The sequence below is a fragment of the Bradyrhizobium sp. 17 genome, assembly GCF_023073515.1.
GTDB lineage: Bacteria > Pseudomonadota > Alphaproteobacteria > Rhizobiales > Xanthobacteraceae > Bradyrhizobium > Bradyrhizobium canariense_D.
Genome location: NZ_JADPJQ010000124.1, coordinates 592908 through 614043, shown reverse-complemented (window position 1 = coordinate 614043; position 21136 = coordinate 592908). Strand labels below are relative to the sequence as shown.

At 64.3% G+C, this 21136-nt stretch carries 20 protein-coding genes and 1 pseudogene; 7 read left to right on the top strand and 14 right to left on the bottom strand.

Features of this window, described 5'->3' with window-relative positions; genetic code table 11:
* Positions 1–6: 6 nt before the first annotated feature.
* Both IVB13_RS33170 and IVB13_RS33165 read right to left on the bottom strand, forming a co-directional pair.
* Positions 7–354 (bottom strand): hypothetical protein, encoded by a 348-nt coding sequence (locus IVB13_RS33170; RefSeq protein ID WP_085351300.1) that lies wholly within the window; start codon positions 352–354, stop codon positions 7–9.
* Positions 355–474: 120 nt separating this feature from the next.
* Positions 475–2007 (bottom strand): acyl-CoA carboxylase subunit beta, encoded by a 1533-nt coding sequence (locus tag IVB13_RS33165; protein WP_007603066.1) that lies wholly within the window; start codon positions 2005–2007, stop codon positions 475–477.
* 149 nt (positions 2008–2156) lie between these two features.
* Between IVB13_RS33165 and IVB13_RS33160 the strand changes: the two genes are divergently transcribed.
* From IVB13_RS33160 to IVB13_RS33150, 3 genes are all read left to right on the top strand, one after another.
* The gene (locus IVB13_RS33160; RefSeq protein ID WP_085395650.1) at positions 2157–2561 is read left to right on the top strand and encodes a DUF4260 domain-containing protein; all 405 of its coding nucleotides are present in this window, start codon (positions 2157–2159) and stop codon (positions 2559–2561) included.
* A gap of 151 nt (positions 2562–2712) precedes the next feature.
* On the top strand, positions 2713–3306 hold the full coding sequence (locus IVB13_RS33155) for a hypothetical protein (protein ID WP_085384257.1): 594 nt from the start codon (positions 2713–2715) through the stop codon (positions 3304–3306).
* A 79-nt stretch (positions 3307–3385) separates the two neighbouring features.
* A complete protein-coding gene (locus tag IVB13_RS33150) occupies positions 3386–4381 on the top strand; it encodes a dienelactone hydrolase family protein (RefSeq protein ID WP_247491359.1) in 996 nt (331 codons plus the stop codon).
* Positions 4382–4488: 107 nt separating this feature from the next.
* Here IVB13_RS33150 and IVB13_RS33145 read toward each other — a convergent pair whose 3' ends face one another.
* From IVB13_RS33145 to IVB13_RS33125, 5 genes are all read right to left on the bottom strand, one after another.
* The gene (locus IVB13_RS33145) at positions 4489–5145 is read right to left on the bottom strand and encodes a carboxymuconolactone decarboxylase family protein (RefSeq protein WP_247491357.1); all 657 of its coding nucleotides are present in this window, start codon (positions 5143–5145) and stop codon (positions 4489–4491) included.
* 62 nt (positions 5146–5207) lie between these two features.
* The gene (locus IVB13_RS33140; RefSeq protein WP_085364670.1) at positions 5208–6026 is read right to left on the bottom strand and encodes a penicillin-binding transpeptidase domain-containing protein; all 819 of its coding nucleotides are present in this window, start codon (positions 6024–6026) and stop codon (positions 5208–5210) included.
* A 69-nt stretch (positions 6027–6095) separates the two neighbouring features.
* Positions 6096–6356 (bottom strand): EscU/YscU/HrcU family type III secretion system export apparatus switch protein, encoded by a 261-nt coding sequence (locus IVB13_RS33135; RefSeq protein ID WP_085351295.1) that lies wholly within the window; start codon positions 6354–6356, stop codon positions 6096–6098.
* Positions 6353–7951: a flagellar hook-length control protein FliK gene (locus IVB13_RS33130; protein WP_247491355.1), complete on the bottom strand. Its 1599-nt coding sequence runs from the start codon at positions 7949–7951 to the stop codon at positions 6353–6355. Before IVB13_RS33130 ends, IVB13_RS33135 begins: the two co-directional genes overlap by 4 nt.
* 57 nt (positions 7952–8008) lie before the next feature.
* Positions 8009–8803, bottom strand: a complete 795-nt coding sequence (locus IVB13_RS33125; RefSeq protein ID WP_247491414.1) for an ATP12 family protein — start codon at positions 8801–8803, stop codon at positions 8009–8011.
* Positions 8804–8877: 74 nt separating this feature from the next.
* Here IVB13_RS33125 and IVB13_RS33120 point away from each other — a divergent pair.
* A pseudogene (locus IVB13_RS33120) lies at positions 8878–9323 on the top strand (hypothetical protein).
* Between the two features lie 490 nt (positions 9324–9813).
* Positions 9814–11196, top strand: coding sequence for a collagen-like protein (locus IVB13_RS33115; RefSeq protein WP_247491352.1), 1383 nt, complete (start codon positions 9814–9816; stop codon positions 11194–11196).
* A gap of 37 nt (positions 11197–11233) precedes the next feature.
* Here IVB13_RS33115 and IVB13_RS33110 read toward each other — a convergent pair whose 3' ends face one another.
* Genes IVB13_RS33110 through IVB13_RS33100 form a run of 3 tightly spaced genes read right to left on the bottom strand, consistent with a single transcriptional unit; the run spans position 11234 to position 15239 of the window.
* A complete protein-coding gene (locus tag IVB13_RS33110; protein WP_204511506.1) occupies positions 11234–12448 on the bottom strand; it encodes an RluA family pseudouridine synthase in 1215 nt (404 codons plus the stop codon).
* Positions 12449–12504: 56 nt separating this feature from the next.
* Positions 12505–13836, bottom strand: coding sequence for a replication-associated recombination protein A (locus IVB13_RS33105; protein ID WP_247370509.1), 1332 nt, complete (start codon positions 13834–13836; stop codon positions 12505–12507).
* Positions 13833–15239 (bottom strand): DegQ family serine endoprotease, encoded by a 1407-nt coding sequence (locus tag IVB13_RS33100; RefSeq protein ID WP_247370508.1) that lies wholly within the window; start codon positions 15237–15239, stop codon positions 13833–13835. Before IVB13_RS33100 ends, IVB13_RS33105 begins: the two co-directional genes overlap by 4 nt.
* 310 nt (positions 15240–15549) lie before the next feature.
* On the opposite strand from IVB13_RS33100, the gene IVB13_RS33095 reads away from it, so the two are divergent.
* Together IVB13_RS33095 and IVB13_RS33090 are read left to right on the top strand one after the other, a co-directional pair.
* Entirely contained in the window at positions 15550–17163 is a 1614-nt protein-coding gene (locus IVB13_RS33095; RefSeq protein ID WP_247377506.1) for an OprO/OprP family phosphate-selective porin, read from the top strand.
* 81 nt (positions 17164–17244) lie between these two features.
* Positions 17245–18258, top strand: a complete 1014-nt coding sequence (locus tag IVB13_RS33090) for a zinc-binding alcohol dehydrogenase family protein (RefSeq protein ID WP_247491351.1) — start codon at positions 17245–17247, stop codon at positions 18256–18258.
* Between the two features lie 31 nt (positions 18259–18289).
* On the opposite strand, the gene IVB13_RS33085 is transcribed toward IVB13_RS33090, so the two are convergent.
* From IVB13_RS33085 to IVB13_RS33070, 4 genes are all read right to left on the bottom strand, one after another.
* Positions 18290–18583, bottom strand: a complete 294-nt coding sequence (locus tag IVB13_RS33085) for a DUF1330 domain-containing protein (protein WP_247491349.1) — start codon at positions 18581–18583, stop codon at positions 18290–18292.
* A gap of 9 nt (positions 18584–18592) precedes the next feature.
* Positions 18593–19381: an SDR family oxidoreductase gene (locus tag IVB13_RS33080; RefSeq protein ID WP_247491347.1), complete on the bottom strand. Its 789-nt coding sequence runs from the start codon at positions 19379–19381 to the stop codon at positions 18593–18595.
* 159 nt (positions 19382–19540) lie between these two features.
* Positions 19541–19957, bottom strand: a complete 417-nt coding sequence (gene rplQ / locus IVB13_RS33075) for a 50S ribosomal protein L17 (protein ID WP_018456461.1) — start codon at positions 19955–19957, stop codon at positions 19541–19543.
* Positions 19958–20077: 120 nt separating this feature from the next.
* The gene (locus IVB13_RS33070; RefSeq protein ID WP_007603046.1) at positions 20078–21109 is read right to left on the bottom strand and encodes a DNA-directed RNA polymerase subunit alpha; all 1032 of its coding nucleotides are present in this window, start codon (positions 21107–21109) and stop codon (positions 20078–20080) included.
* Between the last annotated feature and the right edge of the window lie 27 nt (positions 21110–21136).

The window sequence follows — 21136 nt, the reverse complement described above, 5'->3', positions numbered from 1 at the left end:
GCCGCGTCACACCAGCTTCATCGGCGCATCGGCGACCACGCGAAGGTCAATGCGGCTGATCAGTTGAGACCGAAGCGCCTCCGCATCCCCGATCGCGCTCTCCGTCTGCCGCAGCGTGCTGACGTTCGAACCGAGCGAGACGATCCCGCCGAGCACCAGAGCGATCGATCCGAGCGCGGCGGTCTGGCCCATTCCGAGCAAGCCGAGGATCGTGATCAGCAACAGCGCAGCACCGCCACCGATCGCGAGCTTGGATGCCAGGATGTACTTCCGACATCGTTCGGCGATCTCGGCCAAAGCCTCGATCCGCGCTTCGATGTCTGAAATCTCGTCGGTCGGATCGTCTTCGGTCATTGGATTTGGATCGAGGATGCCAACTCAGAAACAGAATCGGTAGCCCGCATGAGCAAAGCGACATGCGGGAAGCTTGACGAAGAACCCGGATGTCGCTTCACTCATCCGGGCTACGAGGCGTCACAACGGCAAATTGTCGTGCTTCTTCGCCGGCGTTTCCACTTTCTTGTCCTTCAGCATCGACAGCGCCCGCGCGATCCGCTTGCGGGTCGAGTGCGGCATGATGACGTCGTCGATGTAGCCGCGCTCGGCGGCGATGAAGGGGGAGAGGAAACGGTCTTCGTATTCCTTGGTACGCGCGGCGATCTTGTCGGGGTCGCCGATGTCGGCGCGGAAGATGATCTCGACCGCGCCCTTGGCGCCCATCACCGCGATCTGGGCGGTCGGCCAGGCATAGTTCATGTCGGCGCCGATCTCCTTGGAAGCCATGACGTCGAAGGCGCCGCCATAGGCCTTGCGGGTGATGATGGTGACCAGCGGCACGGTGCACTGCGAATAGGCGAACAGCAGTTTCGCGCCGTGCTTGATCAGGCCGCCATATTCCTGCGCGGTGCCCGGCAGGAAGCCCGGCACGTCGACGAAGGTGACGATCGGGATGTTGAAGGCATCGCAAAAACGAACGAAGCGTGCCGCCTTGCGCGAAGCGTCGGAGTCGAGCACGCCGGCGAGCACCATCGGCTGGTTGGCGACGAAGCCGACGGTGCGGCCGGCGATGCGGCCGAAGCCGGTGACGATGTTCTTGGCAAAAGCGTCCGCGATCTCGAAGAAGTCGCCCTCGTCCACGACCTTCAGGATCAGCTCCTTCATGTCGTAGGGCTTGTTCGGATTGTCGGGGATCAGCGTATCGAGCGACATGTCGACGCGGCCGATGTCGTCGAAGCTCGGCCATTCCGGCACGCCGTCGGTGTTGTTGGACGGCAGGAAGTCGATCAGGCGCCGCATCTGCAAGAGCGTCTCGACGTCGTTCTCGAAGGCGCCGTCGGCGATCGAGGAGCGCGTGGCGTGCACCGAGGCACCGCCGAGCTCTTCCGCCGTGACGACCTCGTTGGTGACGGTCTTCACCACGTCGGGGCCGGTGACGAACATGTAGCTGGTGTTCTTCACCATGAAGATGAAGTCGGTCATCGCGGGCGAATAGACGTCGCCGCCAGCGCAGGGACCCATGATGACGGAGATCTGCGGGATCACGCCGGAGGCGAGCACGTTGCGGCGGAACACGTAGGAATAGCCGGCCAGGGCTGCGACGCCCTCCTGGATGCGGGCGCCGCCAGCGTCATACAGGCCGATGATGGGCGCACGCGCCTTCATCGCCATGTCCTGGAGCTTTGTGATTTTCAGCGCGTGCGTTTCCGACAGCGAGCCGCCGAACACCGTGAAATCCTTGGCGAAGACAAACGTCTTGCGGCCGTTGACGGTGCCCCAGCCGGTGACGACGCCGTCGCCGGGCACCTTGTTCTTCTCCATGCCGAACTCGGTGGAGCGGTGCTCGACGAACATGTCGAATTCCTCGAACGATCCCTTGTCGAGCAAGAGCTCGATGCGCTCACGTGCGGTCAGCTTGCCGCGGGCGTGCTGCGCCTCGATGCGCTTCTCGCCGCCGCCGAGCTTTGCACCGGCGCGACGGTCTTCAAGGGCGTCCAGGATATTCTTCATTTGCTCCCGCCAGTTCTTAGCCTAAATGCGATTGCCGGGGGTTCTAACACGGCATTTTGCGGGCCGGGAAGCGGCTTTCGGTCCCGCAGGGCTGCCTTGCCGCAGCGGGAAAGCGCAAGGAATTTCAAAGTTTTGCCTGGGAGACGAGCATGACCGAAGGAGCGGCCGAGACCGGCGCGGCGACGGGCGGCGTCAACATCCTGCTGCGGCTGGAGGGCCTGACCCTGTTTGTGGGGATGGTGATGCTCTACTGGGCCTGGGACGGCTCATGGCTGGTGTTCGCACTGCTGTTCTTCGTCCCCGATCTCAGCTTCCTGGCATACCTGTCGGACGCCAAACTCGGCGCGATGGTCTACAACGCCGCCCACAGCTACATGGCGCCGGTCGCGCTGCTGACGCTCGGCTTCGGCCTCGCCTCGCCGCTCACCCTGTCCATCGCTTTGATCTGGCTCGCCCATATCGGCATCGACCGGGCGCTGGGCTATGGCCTGAAATATTCGGCCGGGTTCGGCTTCACCCATCTCGGCCAGATCGGTCGGCAGAAGGATACCTGACCGCAGCGCGCTGCCCGTAAATATGGCGGCCCGGCCCGGTTGACCGGACTTGCCGATTCAGGCTTGCTCAGGTTTACGATCAGGCGCCGAATGTTGCGTGAGCTCAGTCGGTACGGCGGCGGTCATCATTTCCGGCTGCAAGCATCACCTCATGTCCGCGACGGTCGTTCCACTGCCACCGAACCCATCGTCCGAAACCACCGACTTCCTGCGGCGCATGGCCAGCATGGTGTCGGGGCGGAACGGCGAGATGTTGCTGCGCGCGGCCGCGCTGATCGAGTCGCTGACGCAACGGGCGATGTCGGCGGAACGGCTCTATCACCGGGAGCACGAAGAGAACACGCGCAACAGCGACCTGCGCGAGGCCGGTGAGATGGCGTCCGACGCCATGGTCAAGCAAATCGACGCGCTGCGCAGCCAGCTTGCCGAGGTCACCGCGGCCGCGGCGGCCGAGCGCGCGGCATTCGATGCCAAGCGCGGCAGCCTGCTCGGCCTGATGCAGCACGCCGAGAGCCATATCGGCAAGCTCACAAGCGAGCTGGAGACGCTGCACGCCTCGGTCGACAGCTTCAACGAGACCGCCATCTCCGTGCCGATCGAGGTGCTGCGGCTGGCGCGCACCCAGTTCGATGTCCTCTCTGCCGGCTTTGCCCGCAAGGGCGACGTGATCTCGCAGGCGATGAGCGAGATTGGCGGTTTTGCGATCGACCAGGCGCTGACGGTGAAGAAGCCTGACACCGCCTGAGGCGAACCGCCGGCTTGCGTCAATTTGACAGCGCGCGGGCCTGTTGTTCTACTCACTGAAAATCACGGGGGAGGATCCGATGCCGACGGCATTCCGCGTCGCCATGGCGCTCTGCATTTCAACGCTGTTCGTCGGCATGGGCGCCAACGCACAATCGCTTCCCCGGGAAGTCGCCACCCGCGCCGAGATCTACCCGATCTCCTCGCTCACCCTCTCCGACCAGCAATTCCTCAGCGGCGACGCCGCGGCCGGCAAGCCGGTGACGGTCGCCGGCGAGCTGCGCGTGGCGCAAGGCAGCGGAAAACTCCCCGTCGTGGTGCTGATGCACGGCTCGAGCGGCGTCGGCGCAACGACCGAAGCCTGGGTGCACGCGTTCAACGCCATGGGCATCTCGACTTTCCTGATCGACGGCTTTACCGGCCGCGGGCTGACGGTGGTGGGGCCGAACCAGGCCCTGCTCGGTCGGCTCAACCTCGTCATCGACATCTACCGCTCGTTGGAGATCCTTGCAAAGCATCCCCGCGTCGATCCGGATCGCATCGTGCTGATGGGCTTTTCACGCGGCGGACAGGCGACGCTTTATGCGAGCCTCGAGCGCTTCCACAAGCTCTGGAACAAGTCCGGCATCCAGTTCGCCGCCTACATTCCCTTCTACCCCGACTGTTCGACGACCTATCAGAACGACACGGACATCGCCGCGCGCCCGATCCGCATCTTCCACGGCACGCCCGACGACTACAATCCCGTCAAGAGCTGCAAGGCTTTCATCGAGCGGCTCAAGACGGCCGGCCGCGACGTGGTGCTGACCGAATACCCCGACAGCGCGCATGGTTTTGACAGTGGGCTGCTCGGCGTCAATACGGTTGCCGTGTCCACGGGTGCGCAGACCGTGCGCAACTGCCAGATCCGCGAAGGCGACGGCGGCGTGCTGATGAACGCCGATACGAAAGCGCCGTTCACCTACCAGGACGCTTGCGTCGAGCTCAATCCGCATGTCGGCGGCAATCCAACGACTGCCGCCGAGTCGCGCAAGGCCGTTGAGGAGTTTTTGCAGGCGCTGTTCAAGCTGGGTTAGGCCAGCGCGACATGTTCCGTCATTGCGAGCGCAGCGAAGCAATCCAGAATCTTTCCGCCGAGGCAGTCTGGATTGCTTCGTCGCTTCGCTCCTCGCAATGACGAAGGCTACGGCTCGCCCGGCTTGAACGGCTCCTGCTTGTCCGGCGGCACGGTCTCTTCGGCCATTGCGAGCAACATCGCGACCATCACGTAATTGCCGGCGACCGCGGTGAGGTCGACGATCTGCTGGTCGTTGAAGACCTTCTTCGCGCGCGCGAAGGTTTCGTCGCCGACCTTCTTCGTCGCGGTGAGCTCGGTGACGAAGTCGTAGACGACGGCCTCGTCCTCGGCCATGTTCGCAGGCCGCTTATTGGCCTTCAGCTCCGCGACGATGTCGGGCGACAGGCCCGCTTTCGCCGCGAGCGGCGCATGGGCGTACCACTCCACCTGCGAGCGCCATTGCCGCCCGATGATCAGGATCGCGAACTCGTTGAGTTTTGTCGGGACCGAGGTCTCCCAGCGCAGATAGTGTAATAGGTCGAACAGGCGCTGGCCGAGCACCGGGCTGCGGATCATCGGATTGTAGGGACCGCCGATGCCGACGCTCGAGACCTTCATGATCTGCTCGCCGAGGGGCTTCTGCTTGGCGTCGAGCTGGTCCATGGTGAGCTGAGGAAAGCGCGGCTCCCTGCTGGTGGCGGGACCGGCAAACATCGTGGCGGCGAGCCAGCCGCCTGCGGCGGCAAGCGTGAGCGACGGCAGCCAGAGTGGCGTTGAGTTCATGTTCTCCTCCCGGTTTTTCTTGACCCGGGGGATGCTAGTCGAGCAGCGCCAGCGCGGTATCGCTAGATAGCGCCGATCTCGGCAAGGCAGGCTTGCGTCAGCGGCATGCGCTCTCCGACCAGGCGCGGCTCCTTGCAGTCCATGTTGAGCGCGAACACGGTGTGCGCTTCGCCCTTCTCGGCCCAGCCCACCATCCAGCCAAGCGATGGCTCGCCGCGCTCGGCGCCAAGCAGCCCGGACTTGGCGCGAATGACGCTATCGCCGACCTTGGTCACCGGCAGGATGTCAGCGACGAGATCCTGGCTGCGTTTCGAGATCGGCAGTGCGCGGCGGCGCAGCCGGTCGATGAAATCGACCTGCTCGACCGGATCGATGCGCAAGGCGCCGGTGAGCCAGAACTGATCGATGCCGCCGCCGATGTCGCGATTGCCATAGTCGAACAGATCGACGTACTTTTGCATGCGTTCTTGCCCGATCCGGCGCGCGATCTCCTGATAGACCGGCACCGCGCTGACGAGAATCGCGCTGCGCAGCGTGTGGTCCTTGTTCCAGGCCTCGATCGGACGCTTCACGCCGTCCCAGGGAAATACGTCCTTGTCGGGGTCAGTGACCACGCCGGTTTCGAGCGCAATCAACGAGTTCGGAATCTTGAAGGTCGAAGCCGGCAGCTTCGCCTCGCCCGAACGTTCCTTGTCGCTGGCGACGACCAGATAGTCCTCGACCTTGTAGCCGACGAACGTCCCCGCCGTGCCGAGGTCAGTGAAGCGCTTTGCGAGGCTGTCACGGATTTCATTTCGCGGTGGCGCGACGTGAGCGAATGCACGCGATGGCAGGATCGCGGTTGCGGCGAGAAGGCCGAGAGTGGAACGGCGGGTAAGCACTGGCGATGTCCGTTACGCGATGAAGATGGCCGCGACCATGCAGCCGCTAACGTGGTGAAACGATGACAGCTACCGCCTGCCCGACAGCCGCAGCACGAACACCAGCACCTCGGCGACGGCCTTGTAGAGGTCCGGCGGGATCTCCTCGCCGAGTTCGACCTTGGAGAGCGCACCGGCCAGGATCTCGTTCTCCTCGATCGGGATGTCGTTGGCCTTGGCGATCTCGACGATTTTTTCGCCGATCGTGCCCTTGCCCTTGGCGACGACGACCGGCGCGTTGCTGCCCCTCTCGTAATGCAGCGCAATCGCAAGCTTCGACGGGTCGCTCATGTAGCGCGATCCAGAAAGTGGCCGGCGCGGGCCGGTGCGGGCTGTGGCGGCGTGCCATCGCGGACCAGGATGTCGCCGGGCTTGAGCTCGGCCCTGGTCAGTGCCTGGTTGAGCTCGCCGATTCCGGCGCGAAGCTGCTGTGCGGTCGTCGGCCGCTCCGACCACATCCGCACGAAGGTCTTGTCACCGTTGAGCGTAATCAAAGCGTGCACGGGGCCAGCCGGCTCGACATTCAGCGTGAAGCGCGCGCGCCAGGCGCGCCTGGCGGGATCGGCGGATTCATTGCCGCCGTCGCGTGAGATCTCGAACTGCGCCATTGCCGTGCCCTGCGGCGTTGCGAATGGAATCTCGAAATTCCACTGCGGCACGCTCGGATCAATCTTGTGACCGCTGGCGTCGGTGCGATCGGGGAGCGAAGCAACCTGGAGCAACGTCTGGCGCGCGAGAGCGGCATCGGTGTCATCGAGCAGGCGATGCACGGTCGCAGCGAGCGGCGTATCCGGTACGAGTGACGGCGAGGCAATGAATTGCGGCGACGGCAGCGCGCCGCGAACCGGTGGTGGCGTCGCGCGCGCGGCGGCTTCGAAAATATGTCCCTCGGGTACGGCCTTGTTCGAGCCCGGCACGTTTCCCGTCATTCGCGGCAGGCTTTGCGTGATCTCTTGCAGGAGGCTCGCGGCAAGGCCTGCGGTCATGGCCCGCGGCACCGCGGCCTGCGGAGCACCGCCAGCGATGTCCGCCAACACAGAGGCTGCGATATTGACGCTGCGCGGCATTTGCGGTGATTGGGCGATCTCGGGTTCGGTTGCGGGCAATGCGGCCTGCGTCTCCGCGGCAGTGAGCTGCGGTGTCGCCACGGTACCAGCCGGAAGCGCGGCACCTTGCGCCTGTGGCGCAATCGCCTCGAGCGTCGTCAGCGTTTGGCGCAGCACCAGCAATGCCGCCTTCAGGTCCGGCATCGTGCCGGAGGACGACGTCGCGCCCTCGGCGAGCGAGGCTTCGAGGAATAGGCCGGATTTTTGGAATGCGGATTCAATGTCGCCGCCATCGAGCCCGGTGTTGAGCGGCGTCTGCTGCGCCAGCACGCCCAGCATCGCCTGCTTCAGCCCCGCCGGAAGATCGCTGCCGGTGACGACCGCGGCCAGATTGGCGAACAGCGGCGCCTGGCTGCCCTGCTTTGTGACCGCCTCGGCCGAAGCTGCGGTAACGGCGACCTGCTCCGATGGCGTCAGCACGTTGCGTCCCGCGCTCGCCGACGGAGCAATCGGCGGGCTGTCAACCAGCGAGGCCGCAGCCGGCGTCAGCGTGACCTGATCGGCGCTCGCCTCGCCTGCCCCGCCCATGACGGCGAGCCGGATGGTGCCGCCGTTCTGCGACACCGCAAGCTGGAGATTTTGGCCTGGTGCCAGCGCCACCTCGGACATCACATCCATCGACAGGTTGGCGATCGCGATCCGCACCAGATTGCCGGCGAGCACGCTGACGACTCTTGCGTCGACGACGCTGCCGGCCTGCAGCACAAGATCGGGCGTCACCGCGTCAGCAACAGGGCTGGCGGCACTGACGGGAACGATCGAGCTTATCGGCGTCGGCATGGCGAGGGGCCTGGGGAGCGTAGGCCCTACCCTAAGGCCGCCCTCGTAAACCTCTCGTTAAGGACCTTTGGCCGCGGGCGCGTTCACAGCGGCCAAAACGGTCACGGCGGCATGAAAGTCCTTGAGGCGGGCGGCGCGGCGGTCGGCGGCTTCCTCGTCGACTCCCCATTTCTCGGCATTCCAGTCCTCATCGACATAAGCCGCCGCCCAGACCTGGCCGGCATCGCGCACGCCATGGGCCAGCGCCAGCGCCAGCAGGGCCGAGCCGGTCAGGGTGGTGATCACGTGGAGGGCGGCGACCGACCAGGCATCCCCCGGCAGCGCCGCACGCGCGGCCTGGACGGCCGCCTCCGGCTGCGTTACAGGCATGACGCCTTCGGACAGGATGAAATGCGCTCCCAGCGTCTCAGCGGCCCAGAACAACACTGGGTCCCAATGCGCCGCCTCGCGGGCGACGAGCCCCTCGGGATGGCCGGCGCGATAGAACAGCAGATCGGACTGGAGATACTTTGCGAGGTCGTCGCTGACGAGATCGACGTGGTCGACGACGCCCTCGACCACGCTATTGGCGATCCGCGTCAGCGGCATCGTCATGGGATTGATCGTCTCTTTCTGATCCGCCCACTCGGCAGCCACTGCGTCGGCTAGCACGCGCGCAGGGATGATCACCTGGCGGCCGGAAGGCGTGCGGATCGCCTTGCCGTCAAGCGTGATGGCAAAGCCGCCCTCAGCCTCAGCGACCCCCACCTCCTTGTAGAAGCGCTTGCGCAGCGGCACGCGCGAGGCCTGGCGGACCAACTCCTGCGGATCAAGCGGGGATCGCCCCGCAGCTTCATCGAACAATTCGCGCATCTGGTTTTCGGCCCTGATCACTCAATGCTAGCCTTGTAAGGTAAGAGCGACGACCGATAAAGCGAGCGGCAGGTATGAGGGAACTTGCGGGCATTGCGGCTCTCCTTGCCGGGTTTTGGCCGGCCGCGGCGCAGGCCGGCTTTCGGACTCCGGAATCGGTGGTCCGCAACGTCTACGCTCATTACGGCCAGGGCGCGCCGGAGCTCTCAAAAGGCCTGCCGCAGGATGGCGCGACCGCCCGGCAATTCTTCGACCCCTCGTTGCGCAAGGTGTGGTGCCGCGGGTCGAGCCCTACGATTTCCTGGTGCAGAGCCCGAGCTGGAAGCTCGGCCCCGTCGCGATCGCGGTCGTTCGCAGGCAATACGACAAGACCTATGTCGCGGCGAGTTTCGACAATCGCGGCCGGCCGCTCCGGCTGAACTTCATCCTGGTGAACGGCCCGGAGGGCTGGCTGATCACGGATGTCGAGAGCACGCACGACAGCTTGCGGATGTTTCTCGAGCAGTTTCGACTGACGTAACCTAGCCGATCTGGCGTTCGTCGCCAGCCATGTCTTGCAGAAGGAAGCAATGACTACATGCGACTATTGCAGTGGGACTTATAGAGCCTGAGCGATAGAGGACGGGCTTATCGTAAGGTGCTTTGTCACTCAAGGCGGAGAGCATTGCTCAGTTGCTTCGATGGAGCGTCTTTGAGGTGCGGCAGGTTGCGTCAGCATGTCCCGGCAGGTTACACACAGGACAGAGATTTCCTCCGCCGAAAGCCCGGGCCCAGCGCCTTCCGTTCCGTCTGCAGGAATGGCGAAAGTCACGGGACCAAGGCCGTCGATCTGGCCAAGGCAATAGACGTTGCGCGCGAGAGCCACTAAAGGTTTGGAAAAGAGCTGGTGGACAATCAATACCGGTGAGCTTCGCCGATGGCCGCCACAGCCGACGTCAGATCAGGCTAGTTTTGGTAGCTCCCACCTATCATGGGCAAGAACGAGTCAGCTTTGGATGATTTGCTAGAGGATGGACCAGGAGACATCGAGCAAATGGCTATTGCAGCCGGTAGAGGAATGGTCGGGAAATAAACAGCCCGTCACGTCCGTTCTGTTGGGCATTTTGGTGTGTTCCGGCGCCATCATGATCCTCTTGCATGGGATCGGGCTCGGATCGTGGTCAAGCGCCGCAGTGCTAATTTGCCCGCTGGTCGGTCTTGTCGCCGTGGGCCACTTCCGGAATACGATCTGGGATTCCGTCTTCCTCCTGTTCGTGCTTTGGCTTGGCATTTCTACCGTCGTCAATGGCCCAGGGCCTCTGAAGGAGGAAATCCTATTTATCCTCACCTTGGCGGCTTATCCCGCAGCTCGGTTGTCTGGAACGACCGGGCGACCATTTTTCGCGGTGCTCGGTCTGGTCGGGTTCCTTGGCCTGGTATGCATCGTCGTGGCGCTCCGAGATCAATGGAGCGATCTCCACGGGAAACCATTGGTCTTCGGCACTTTTGATGCCGCTCCGGCCCAGATTTCCGTTTGCTTTGCTCTTCTGCTGGCTGGTCTCGTCGCCTCACACCTCAATCGCTTATGGTTGGTTATCGGCTACATATGTGCCGGCGTGGTATTTGCCATCTTGGCGGCGTCACTCCTGCGTTTTTCGTTTGTGGCGCTGCTGTGCACGTTAGCCTGCGAAGCTGCTATCTCTCGCCGCACCCGAACTAAGGCACTCGTCGCCATCTTGGTGGTTTCGACCTCCTGGGCCGCCGGGTATTACACTCGCGTCGCTACCGCCGAGCGTCTAGCCGTCGCCATATCGGCTTCTCCTCCTGCTGAGGTGGGCTCTCCCGCTCAGGTGGGCCCTCCTGCTCAGGTGGGCGCTCCGGGCGAGCTCGGTCCTCGGGGCGACGTCGGTCCTCGGGGCGAGGTCAGTCCTCAGGCTGAGGTCGTTCCTCAGGCTGAGGCGGGCCCAGCGCCGTGCGGCGACCTAAAACAATATAATTCTGTCCTGACACGAAAGAAGCTCATCAGCGACGTGGCCAGCGCCATACCTCGTGCGGGGATCTTTGGTCACGGCCTTTCGAGCTTCACCCAGATGACATGCCTGGGCATGGAAACCCACCTCAGCCTAGCCCAGGTTGTCATTGAGTTCGGATGGGTGGCTGGCGTGCTGCTTGGATTTATAGCGCTTGGAGCGCTTGCCATGACCGCCCGCTTGGAACGAGCCGAGGCCAGATTTGCCTTTATGGGCTTCCTTTTCGTGGCAATGCTAAGCTTTGCTCATTGGCGATTTGGCGCGAGACGGGCTGCTTTTCCTGTTCTTGGGCTACCTGGTACGAATTTCGGAGCCGCAACCGTAGCGCTGGTATTTCGTCGTCGGGATCCCGCAGTGGCGTTTGACCGGTTTCGCAAGCGGTAGGAATGACGTAGCCAGCCAACCTGCGCGCCGCACTTAATTACTCTTCCGGCGCGTTCTCGATCGGATCAAACCGGCTCGCATCGAGCCCGAGCAGGTTCCATGACTGCTGCATGTGCTGCGGCAGCGGCGCGGTGGCATCAATGAAGCCGCCGCGGGGATGCGGGATGACGATGCGGCGCGCCAATAGGTGCAGCCGGTTTTGCAGGCCGCCCGGCAGTTGCCAGTTCTCGATGTTGAAATATTTGGGATCGCCGACGATGGGGTGGCCGATATGCTCCATGTGGGCGCGCAACTGGTGGGTGCGCCCCGTCACCGGCTTCAGCGACACCCAGGTCAGCTTGTTACCGGCGGTTTCGACCACCGCATAGTATGTCACCGCGTGACTTGCGCCCTCGTCGCCATGCTGGGCGATGCGCATGATGGTGTCGTCCTCGCTCTCCTCCTTGGCAAGGAAGGTCGAGATGCGGCCCTGCTTCGGCTTCGGGAGCCCCGGCACGAGCGCCCAATAGGTTTTTCGCGCCGACCGCGAACGGAAGGCGCCGGTCAGATGCGAGGCGGCAAAGCGGGTCTTGGCGACCAGGAGGCAGCCCGACGTCTCCCTGTCGATGCGGTGCACGAGGCGCGGCTTCTGGCCCTTAGAATCGCGCATCACCTCCAGCATCTGGTCGATGTGTCGCGTCATGCCCGAGCCGCCCTGCACGGCAAGTCCGGCCGGCTTGTTCAGCACGAGAACGTCGTCGTCCTCGTAGATCGTCATCTCCTTCAGCGCGGCAAGCGTCTTTTGCGCCGCCTCCGACTGCGGGTTGGGTGCCTTCGGCGTGTCGAGCTTCAGCGGCGGAATGCGGACGCTCTGGCCCTCCTCCAGGCGGTCCTTGCTGTCGACGCGCTTGCCGTCGACGCGCAGCTCGCCTTTACGAACGACGCGCTGGATGTGGGAGAACGACAGGCCGGGAAAGTGCGCTTCAAGGAAGCGATCGACGCGCATGTTGTTCTCGTCGGCCGTCACCTTGACGGTCTGCACCTTGGTCGGCAGCAATACCTCGACGGGCTTTGCCGGTGCAGCCTTTTCCGGTTCGGCTTTGGGCGCGCGCCGCTCGACGCGCTCGCTCGCAAAGCGCGGCGGCTTCGCACCGGGCTTGCCGCCCGGCCGCAGCCCAGCAGGCTTCGCGCTGCGCGCCTTGAACGGGCGCGCCTCCTTGCGCTCATCGCGCGAACGGGGCTTTGGATCGGTTCTTTTGATGCGGCGGCTCATGGTGCCTGCGTAGCTCAAAAGCAGCCTCGCGTCACGGCGAAATGGCGATTTTGGCTTCAGCCACCCCGCTCCTTCCGCAACTTCGCCCAATAATCCAGCCGCTTGCGGATCTCCCGCTCGAACCCCCGCTCGGGCGGGTCGTAGAAGGTCTGGCGGCCCAGGGCTTCCGGGAAATAATCCTGGCCGGAGAAGGCGTCGGGCGTGTCGTGGTCGTATTCGTAAGATGCGCCGTAGCCTTCCGACTTCATCAGCTTGGTCGGCGAGTTGAGGATGTGCTTCGGCGGCAGCAGCGAGCCGGCCTGCTTTGCGACCTGCATCGCCTTGCCGAAGGCGGTGTAGACGGCGTTCGATTTCGGTGCGGTGGCGAGATAGACCACCGCCTGCGCGATCGCGAGCTCGCCCTCGGGATGACCGAGGAAGTCGAAGGCGTCCTTGGCCGCGTTGGCGATGACCAGCGCCTGCGGATCGGCAAGCCCGATATCCTCGACCGCCATGCGAACGACGCGGCGGGCCAGAAACAGCGGGTCCTCGCCGGCATCGAGCATGCGCGCGAGATAATACAGCGCGGCATCGGGATCGGAGCCGCGCACCGACTTATGCAGCGCCGAGATCAAATTGTAATGGCCGTCGGCCGACTTGTCGTAGATGGGCGCGCGACGCTGCAATATCTCCTGCAACTGCGCGGCGTCGAAAATCTCGTCCTTGCGCGCGGCGCGCCAGACTTCCTCGACGAGCGTCAGCGATGCGCGGCCGTCGCCATCGGCCATGCGCACCAGCACGGCGCGCGCTTCCTCGTCGAGCGGCAGCTTGCGGCCCTCGACCTCCTCGGCATGCGCAAACAGCTTTTCGATCGCGGCCGCGTCGAGCGAGCGAAACACCAGCACGCGCGCCCGTGACAAAAGCGCCGCGTTGAGTTCGAAGGACGGGTTTTCGGTGGTGGCGCCGACCATCACCACCGTGCCGTCTTCCATGACCGGCAGAAACGAATCCTGCTGGGCGCGGTTGAAGCGATGCACCTCGTCGACGAACAGCAGCGTGCCCTTGCCCATCTCGCGGCGTGCACGCGCGGCCTCAAAGGCCTTCTTCAAATCGGCAACGCCGGAGAACACCGCGGAGATCTGCTCGAAATGCAGATCGGTGGCGTCCGCGAGCAGCCGCGCCACCGTGGTCTTGCCGGTGCCGGGCGGGCCCCAGAACACCAGCGAGCCCAGCGTGCGCGTCTCCAGCATGCGCGTGAGCGCGCCGTCGGGACCCAGGATGTGATCCTGGCCGACGACCTCCGAGAGCGCGCGCGGCCGCAGCCGATCCGGCAGCGGATGCGGAGCCTCGTGATCGAGCCCCGCCGCGGCGAAGAGAGTTGGCGTCTCCTGTGGTCGCTTCGGACTCATCCGCCCAGCGTGACGTTGATCTGCTGGCCGCCGCGCACCAGCGTGATGCGCCAGATGCGCTGGCGCTCGGCCGCCGCCTTTTCGAGATCGCTGGTCTTGCTGATCTTTTGGTTGTTGACCGCCAGGATGACGTCGCCCTTCTGGAAGCCGACATTCGCGGCCGCACTGTCGCCGCCGAGATCGGTGACCACCACGCCTTCGGTATCGGCGTCCAGATGCAGCTCGTCGGCGAGCGCCGGGGTGATGGTCGAGACCTTCGCGCCCTGGAGCGGCGAGCGCGCGGTGATGACGAGCTCGTTGCGGCCGGCATCGGGCGCGGCGTCCAGCGCCACCGTCAGCTTGACCGGCTTGCCGCCGCGCTGCACGTCGATCTGCGCGGTGCCGCCGAGCGGCCGTGTGGCGAAGCGATAGTCGAAAGCGTTGGGATCATCCACGGTCTGGCCGTCGATCGAGACGATCAGGTCGGAGGATTTCAGCCCGGCCTTGGCCGCCGGCCCGTTCGGGACAACGCTTGCGACCAGCGCACCGGTGGGCGAACGCAGGCCGAGACTCTCGGCGATCTCCGGCGTCACCGCCTGCAACTTCGCCCCGAGCCAGGGCCGCTTCACCGCCTTGCCGCCGCCCTTGGCGGAGGCGACGACGACGCGCACCATGTTGGCGGGGATCGCGAAGCCGATGCCCTGCGAGCCGCCGGAGCGCGAATAGATCGCGGTGTTGATGCCCGCGAGCCTGCCGTTCATGTCGACCAACGCGCCGCCGGAATTGCCAGGATTGATCGCCGCGTCGGTCTGGATGAAGAACTGGTAGTCGGTGATACCGACCTGCGTGCGCGCCAAGGCCGAGATGATGCCGTGAGTCACGGTCTGGCCGACGCCGAAGGGATTGCCGATCGCCAACACGACGTCGCCTACCATCAGCTCGTCCGAATTGGTAAATTCGAGAGCCGGAAACTTCTCCTTGGTGTCCTTCAGACGCAGCACCGCGAGATCGCTGCGAGAGTCCTTCAACACGATCTCGGCCTCGAACTCACGCTTGTCCGACAGCGACACCTTGACCTGGTCGGCGCCTTCGATGACGTGGACGTTGGTGACAACGAGCCCCGACGCATCGACGATCACGCCCGAACCGAGCGAGCGCTGCACCTGCTCCTGCTGCTGGCCGGGCACGCCGAAGAAGCGGCGGAAGATGGGGTCGTCGAGCAGCGGGTTGCGGTTCTGCACCACCTTGGCGGCGTAGACGTTGACAACCGCCGGCTGCACCCGCTGCACGATCGGCGCATAGGACAGCCGCAGTTCGGCGGGCGAGGACGGCACACGGCGGTCCTGCGCGGCGGCCGGATTGAAGTTGGCCGAAAAAGCTATGCACAGTGCCGTGACGACGGCGGTCCAGGTCGATCGAAACATTCCTACCTCTTGGAAAAGACGCCGGAATATAGGCGCGTTCGCCCCCCATTAGAAGGGCGCCCGGCGGCATATTCGACCCCCTTTGGCGTGTCCGGCCTGCAAGCTGTGCGTGCGAAATAGCAATTTGCCGGGGCTGTGGATTGGCATGATGTGCGTCATCTTGCATGGTGGTGCAAGGCGGATTCGGTTGCGGCGAATTTACACCAGTGGGAACCGCGCAACCGGCCGCAGCGTCGCGGGGCAGTCATCGATCAAACCTAGGCTCTCCGCCAGCGACTTGGGGAAGTTCGTCAAACGATGGAGTCATGACGTGAGCAGGACAAGAATTGCAGCCACGGCGATGGGTCTCGCCGCCGCACTGGCAGCCTCGCAGGCCCAGGCCCAATCGGCGAGCAGCAGCGACCAGGAGATCGCGCTCCTGAAGCAGCAGCTGAAGATGCTGGAGCAGAAGCTCGACAAGCTCCAGAGCCAGACCGCCGCGAATACCGCGGCCACAGCGAAGGCCAGGCTTGAGGCGAAGGCGGAGGCGAAAGCCGAAGCGCGTTCCGAAGCGAAGGCCGCCGTCGCCAACGCCAACGCGGCGATCCCGCTCAAGGGACCGGCGCCCGCATCCGGCGTCGTCGTGACAATGCCGAACAACCGACCGACCATCTGCACTGCCGATGGGGCTAACTGCGTCGGGATCACAAGCCGCGTGCATTGGGATGTCGGCGGCTACGACTATCGGCCCAACACGGCGGCGACCGTGCCGCAAAAGCTCGACAGCGGCGAGAACGTCCGCCGCGCGCGCATCGGTGTCGCCGGCAAGTTCTTCCACGACTGGAATTTCGCGCTGGTCTACGACTTCGGCGGCTCCTCCGACGGGTTTGGCGGCGCAGCTCCGGGTTCGCTGCCCGGCGGCGGCGTCTCCGGCATCGAGAACGCCTATCTCAGCTATACCGGCCTGAAACCGTTCGGCGGCAAGATGGCCATCGAAGGCGGCATCATGGACCTGCCCTACACCCTCGATGAGGCCACGAGCTCCAACGACATCATGTTCATGGAACGCGCCTCGGCGGGGATCGTCGCCACGAGCATCGCTGCGGGCGACTTCCGTTCGGCGGTCGGCACGCGCTGGTACAACGACGTGTTCTGGGCTGGCGCCTATGTCACCGGTCCCGCCACCGGTGCGATCCACTCAGCGTCGAGCGTTGCGCCGAACGGCACCACGGAACAATACGGCGCGGTCGCGCGTGTCGCCGGCCAAGTCGTCAGCGGCAAAGACTACTCGGTCCATCTCGGCGGCAATGCCGAATGGCTGATCCAGCCGACGCGCAATCTGGTGACGGGTGCACAGACGGTGACGCTGAACGATCGTCCGGAACTGCGCATCGATCCCACGGCGCTGGCTACGACGGGCGCAATCGCCAATGCCTCCGGCGCGCAGGTCTACAGCGTCGAAGCGGCCGCCACCTATGGACCGCTGATCCTGCAAGGCGAGTATTTCTGGTACAACATCGATCGCAGCGCCAATACCGGCCTGCCGCCGCTGGGTGCGCCAAGCCTCAAATTCCAGGGCGGCTATGCGCAAGCCGGCTACGTGCTGACGGGCGAGGGTCGCAGCTATAATGCGGCGAATGCGGCCTATGGCGGCGTCAAGCCGGCACACCCGTTCTCCCTCGAGGGCGGCGGCTGGGGCGCGTGGGAGGTCGCGGGACGCTTCTCCACGATCGACCTCAACGATCAACTCGGGACCGCAACCGGCATCGCAGGCGGCCGGCAGACCGTCTACACGGCAGCGCTGAACTGGTATGTCAACGGCAACGTCCGTTTCATGCTGGACTATCTGCATGGCACGGTATCGAGGCAGGCCACGCCGATCTCGACCGCCGATGTCGGTTCGAAGTTCGATGCGGTCGCGATGCGGACGCAGTTCGCGTTCTAGGTCTCGCTTGTCATCCCGGGGGCGCGCGAAAACGCGAACCCGGGACCCGGCATCTGCAACACTATCTGAAGGAGACAAGCCATGAAGGCCGTCGGCTACAGGAAGTCGCTTCCGATCGAGGATCAGGACGCGCTGTTCGATTTCGAGACCGCCAAGCCCGAACCCAAGGGCCGTGATATCCGCGTGGCTGTGAAGGCGATCTCGGCCAATCCGGTCGATTACAAGGTGCGCAAGCGCGCAGCCCCGCCCGAGGGCGAGACCAAGATTCTGGGCTATGACGCGGCCGGCGTTGTCGACGCCGTTGGTCCCGACGTCACGCTGTTCAAGCCAGGCGACGAGGTATTTTACGCCGGCTCGATCCTGCGCCAGGGTACCAATTCCGAATTCCACCTGGTCGACGAGCGCATCGTCGGCAACAAGCCGAAGAGCCTGTCGTTCGCGCAAGCCGCCGCCCTTCCCCTCACCTCCATCACCGCTTGGGAGCTGTTGTTCGATCGGCTCGGTGCGGTGCCCGGCAAGAGTGTCGATCCGCGCACGCTCTTGATCACGGGCGGCGCTGGCGGCGTTGGCTCGGTCCTGATCCAGCTCGCCCGCCGCCTCACCGGGCTGACGGTGCTCGCGACCGCGACGCGGCCGGAGTCGCAAAAATGGTGCCTCGGTCTCGGCGCGCATGCGGTGATCGACCACGGCCAACCGATGAAAGAGCAGGTCGAGAAGCTTAAGCTGCCGCCCGTCGCGCTGGTGGCGAGCCTCACATTCACCGACCAGCACTACAAGAGCATCGCCGAGTTCATGGCGCCGCAGGGCAGATTCGGCCTGATCGACGATCCCCCGGAATTCACTGTGAGCGCGTTCAAGGGCAAGGCCATCTCGGTGCATTGGGAATCGATGTTCACGCGCTCCTCCTTTCAAACCGCCGACATGATCGCGCAGCATCATCTGCTCAACGACGTCGCCGACCTCATCGACAAGGGCGTCTTGCGCACGACGCTCGACCAGACCTTCGGCACCATCAACGCGGCCAACCTCAAGCGCGCGCATGCACTGCTCGAGAGTGGCAAGTCGCGCGGCAAGATCGTGCTGGAGGGATGGTAGCGGCCACTCACTCCGTCATGCCCGGGCTTGTCTACGGTGCCACGCCCTCGACAAACAGCAGCCGACGCTCCAGCGCCGTGTGCCGCAGCTTCAGCGCCTCGGCGTACTCGGCCGAGGCATACCATTCCTGCGCCCGCGCCATCGATGGGAACTCCACGATGATGATGGTCTTGGGCGGCGGGCCGCCCTCCACCAATTCGGCGGCGCCGCCGCGCACGAGATAGCGGCCGCCATATTGCGCGATGGTTGCTACGGCCAGCTCGCGATAGGCTTCCATCGCGGCTCTGTCGCGTACCTCGACCTCGGAGATCACATAGGCCGGCATCCGCAGGCCTCAGGCAATCGTATTGATGATGCCGCCCTCCGCACGCAACGCCGCGCCGTTGGTCGCCGAGGCTTCCTTCGAAGCCGCATACACCACCATGTTGGCGATCTCATCGACGCTGGCGAAGCGCTGGAGCAGCGAGCTTGGGCGATGTTGTTTGACGAAATTGGCCGCGGCCTCATCGACCGACTGGCCGTTCTGCTTGGCAAGATCCTTCACGAACGTCTCGACGCCCTTCGACATTGTCGGGCCCGGCAGCACGGAATTGACGGTGACGCCGGTGCCCCGTGTGAGCTGCGCCAGGCCCCGCGCGACCGAGAGCTGCGCCGTCTTGCTCATGCCGTAGTGGATCATCTCGACGGGAATGTTGAGCCCGGACTCTGAGGAGATGAAGACGATTCGGCCCCAGTTGCGCTTGAGCATGCCTTTCATATACGCACGCGAGAGACGCACGCCGCTCATCACGTTGACCTCGAAAAAGCGGCTCCAGTCCTCGTCCGGAATGTCGAAAAAGTCCCTCGGCTCGAAGATGCCGGCATTGTTGATGAGGATGTCGACGTCTGGCAGCGCCGCGGCCAGCGCCTTGCAGCCCGCCGCGGTCGAGACGTCGGCGGCGATGCCGCGGACCTTTCCGCCCGCCCCTTCCAGCTTGCGCACGGCCGCATCGACCTTGTCCTGGCCGCGTCCGTTGATCACGACGCTCGCACCCGAGCCGGCAAGGCCCTTGGCGATGGCGTGGCCGATGCCGGCAGTCGAGCCGGTGACGAGGGCGGTCTTTCCGGATAGGTCGATGTTCATGCGTGATCTCCGTTGATGCTTGCGGAGATATTGGGCGCTGCCGGCACGATAGCAATCGGCACTCACCGACGCGTGAGGAGCGGGACGTAACCAACAGGACGGCCAATAAAAAAGCGGCGCCCGAAGGCGCCGCTTTCTGAAAACTCTCTGCCGGTCGGCTTATGCCGCCTCGGCTTCCTTTTCCTGCACCGGACCGGAATCCAGGCCCTTGGCATCGACATCACGATCGACAAACTCGATCACGGCCATCGGGGCGTTGTCGCCGTAGCGGAAGCCGGCCTTGATGATGCGGGTGTAGCCACCCTGGCGATCCTTGTAGCGGGGCGCGAGCGTGTCGAACAGCTTCCTGACCTGATCCTTGTCACGCATCTCCGAGATGGCCTGACGGCGCATGGCCAGCCCGCCCTTCTTGCCGAGGGTAATCAGCTTCTCGACGATCGGACGCAATTCCTTCGCCTTCGGCAGCGTGGTGACGATCTGCTCGTGCTTGATCAGCGCGGCGCACATGTTGGCGAACATCGCGCGGCGATGCTCAGCGGTGCGGTTGAGCTTGCGATGAACCTTGCCGTGACGCATTTATCTATTCCTTGAATTTCATTCGTCGCGACGGTTCGTCGGACCAGTTGCTCAGGTGGGCTGCCTGCGTTCGCCCGCTAAGGCGCGATGAATTCGCGCCTTAGCCTGTTGTCGTTCGGATCAGTAGTGATCCTCGAAGCGCTTGGCGAGCTCGTCGATGTTCTCCGGCGGCCAGCCCGGCACTTCCATGCCGAGGTGCAGACCCATCTGGGCCAGCACTTCCTTGATCTCGTTCAGAGACTTGCGGCCGAAGTTTGGAGTGCGGAGCATTTCCGCTTCGCTCTTCTGCACGAGGTCGCCGATGTAGACGATGTTGTCGTTCTTCAAGCAATTGGCCGAGCGCACCGACAGCTCGAGCTCGTCCACCTTCTTGAGGAAGGCCGGGTTGAAGGCGAGGTCCGGGATGATCTCCTGGGCGACTTCCTTGCGCGGCTCTTCGAAGTTGACGAACACGTTGAGCTGATCCTGCAGGATGCGCGCCGCGTAGGCCACGGAATCATCCGGCGTCAGTGCGCCGTTGGTCTCGATCGTCATGGTCAGCTTGTCGTAGTCGAGGATCTGGCCCTCGCGGGTGTTCTCGACCTTGTAGGAGACCTTGCGGACCGGCGAGTACAGGCTGTCGACCGGGATCAGGCCGATCGGTGCGTCCTCGGGGCGGTTGCGCTCGGCGGGAACGTAGCCCTTGCCGGTTGCGACCGTGAACTCCATACGGATCTCGGCGCCCTCATCGAGCGTGCAGATCTGCAGGTCGGGATTGAGCACGACGACGTCGCCCACGGTCTGGATGTCGCCGGCGGTGACGACGCCCGGTCCGGACTTCTTGACGACCATGCGCTTGGGGCCTTCGCCCTGCATCTTGATCGAGATGTCCTTGATGTTGAGCACGATGTCGGTGACGTCCTCACGGACGCCCGCGATCGAGGAGAACTCGTGCAGCACGCCGTCGATGTGCACCGACTGCACTGCCGCGCCCTGGAGCGAGGACAGCAGGATGCGGCGTAGCGCGTTGCCGAGCGTCTGGCCGAAGCCGCGCTCGAGCGGTTCGGCGACGATGGTCGCGAAACGGGTCGGATCGCTGCCGGGCTGTACCTGCAGCTTGTTCGGCCGAATCAGTTCTTGCCAATTTTTCTGGATCGTCACTGTTTCACCCATACAGGCCAGTCAGACTGCTGTTGCAGG

Excerpts from the sequence above, each read along its gene's own strand:
- IVB13_RS33170 (WP_085351300.1), bottom strand. The coding sequence starts at position 354 with ATGACCGAAGACGATCCGACCGACGAGATTTCAGACATCGAAGCGCGG.
- IVB13_RS33165 (WP_007603066.1), bottom strand. The coding sequence starts at position 2,007 with ATGAAGAATATCCTGGACGCCCTTGAAGACCGTCGCGCCGGTGCAAAG.
- IVB13_RS33160 (WP_085395650.1), top strand. The coding sequence starts at position 2,157 with ATGACCGAAGGAGCGGCCGAGACCGGCGCGGCGACGGGCGGCGTCAAC.
- IVB13_RS33155 (WP_085384257.1), top strand. The coding sequence starts at position 2,713 with ATGTCCGCGACGGTCGTTCCACTGCCACCGAACCCATCGTCCGAAACC.
- IVB13_RS33150 (WP_247491359.1), top strand. The coding sequence starts at position 3,386 with ATGCCGACGGCATTCCGCGTCGCCATGGCGCTCTGCATTTCAACGCTG.
- IVB13_RS33145 (WP_247491357.1), bottom strand. The coding sequence starts at position 5,145 with ATGAACTCAACGCCACTCTGGCTGCCGTCGCTCACGCTTGCCGCCGCA.
- IVB13_RS33135 (WP_085351295.1), bottom strand. The coding sequence starts at position 6,356 with ATGAGCGACCCGTCGAAGCTTGCGATTGCGCTGCATTACGAGAGGGGC.
- IVB13_RS33130 (WP_247491355.1), bottom strand. The coding sequence starts at position 7,951 with ATGCCGACGCCGATAAGCTCGATCGTTCCCGTCAGTGCCGCCAGCCCT.
- IVB13_RS33125 (WP_247491414.1), bottom strand. The coding sequence starts at position 8,803 with ATGCGCGAATTGTTCGATGAAGCTGCGGGGCGATCCCCGCTTGATCCG.
- IVB13_RS33115 (WP_247491352.1), top strand. The coding sequence starts at position 9,814 with ATGGACCAGGAGACATCGAGCAAATGGCTATTGCAGCCGGTAGAGGAA.
- IVB13_RS33110 (WP_204511506.1), bottom strand. The coding sequence starts at position 12,448 with ATGAGCCGCCGCATCAAAAGAACCGATCCAAAGCCCCGTTCGCGCGAT.
- IVB13_RS33105 (WP_247370509.1), bottom strand. The coding sequence starts at position 13,836 with ATGAGTCCGAAGCGACCACAGGAGACGCCAACTCTCTTCGCCGCGGCG.
- IVB13_RS33100 (WP_247370508.1), bottom strand. The coding sequence starts at position 15,239 with ATGTTTCGATCGACCTGGACCGCCGTCGTCACGGCACTGTGCATAGCT.
- IVB13_RS33090 (WP_247491351.1), top strand. The coding sequence starts at position 17,245 with ATGAAGGCCGTCGGCTACAGGAAGTCGCTTCCGATCGAGGATCAGGAC.
- IVB13_RS33085 (WP_247491349.1), bottom strand. The coding sequence starts at position 18,583 with ATGCCGGCCTATGTGATCTCCGAGGTCGAGGTACGCGACAGAGCCGCG.
- IVB13_RS33080 (WP_247491347.1), bottom strand. The coding sequence starts at position 19,381 with ATGAACATCGACCTATCCGGAAAGACCGCCCTCGTCACCGGCTCGACT.
- rplQ (WP_018456461.1), bottom strand. The coding sequence starts at position 19,957 with ATGCGTCACGGCAAGGTTCATCGCAAGCTCAACCGCACCGCTGAGCAT.
- IVB13_RS33070 (WP_007603046.1), bottom strand. The coding sequence starts at position 21,109 with ATGGGTGAAACAGTGACGATCCAGAAAAATTGGCAAGAACTGATTCGG.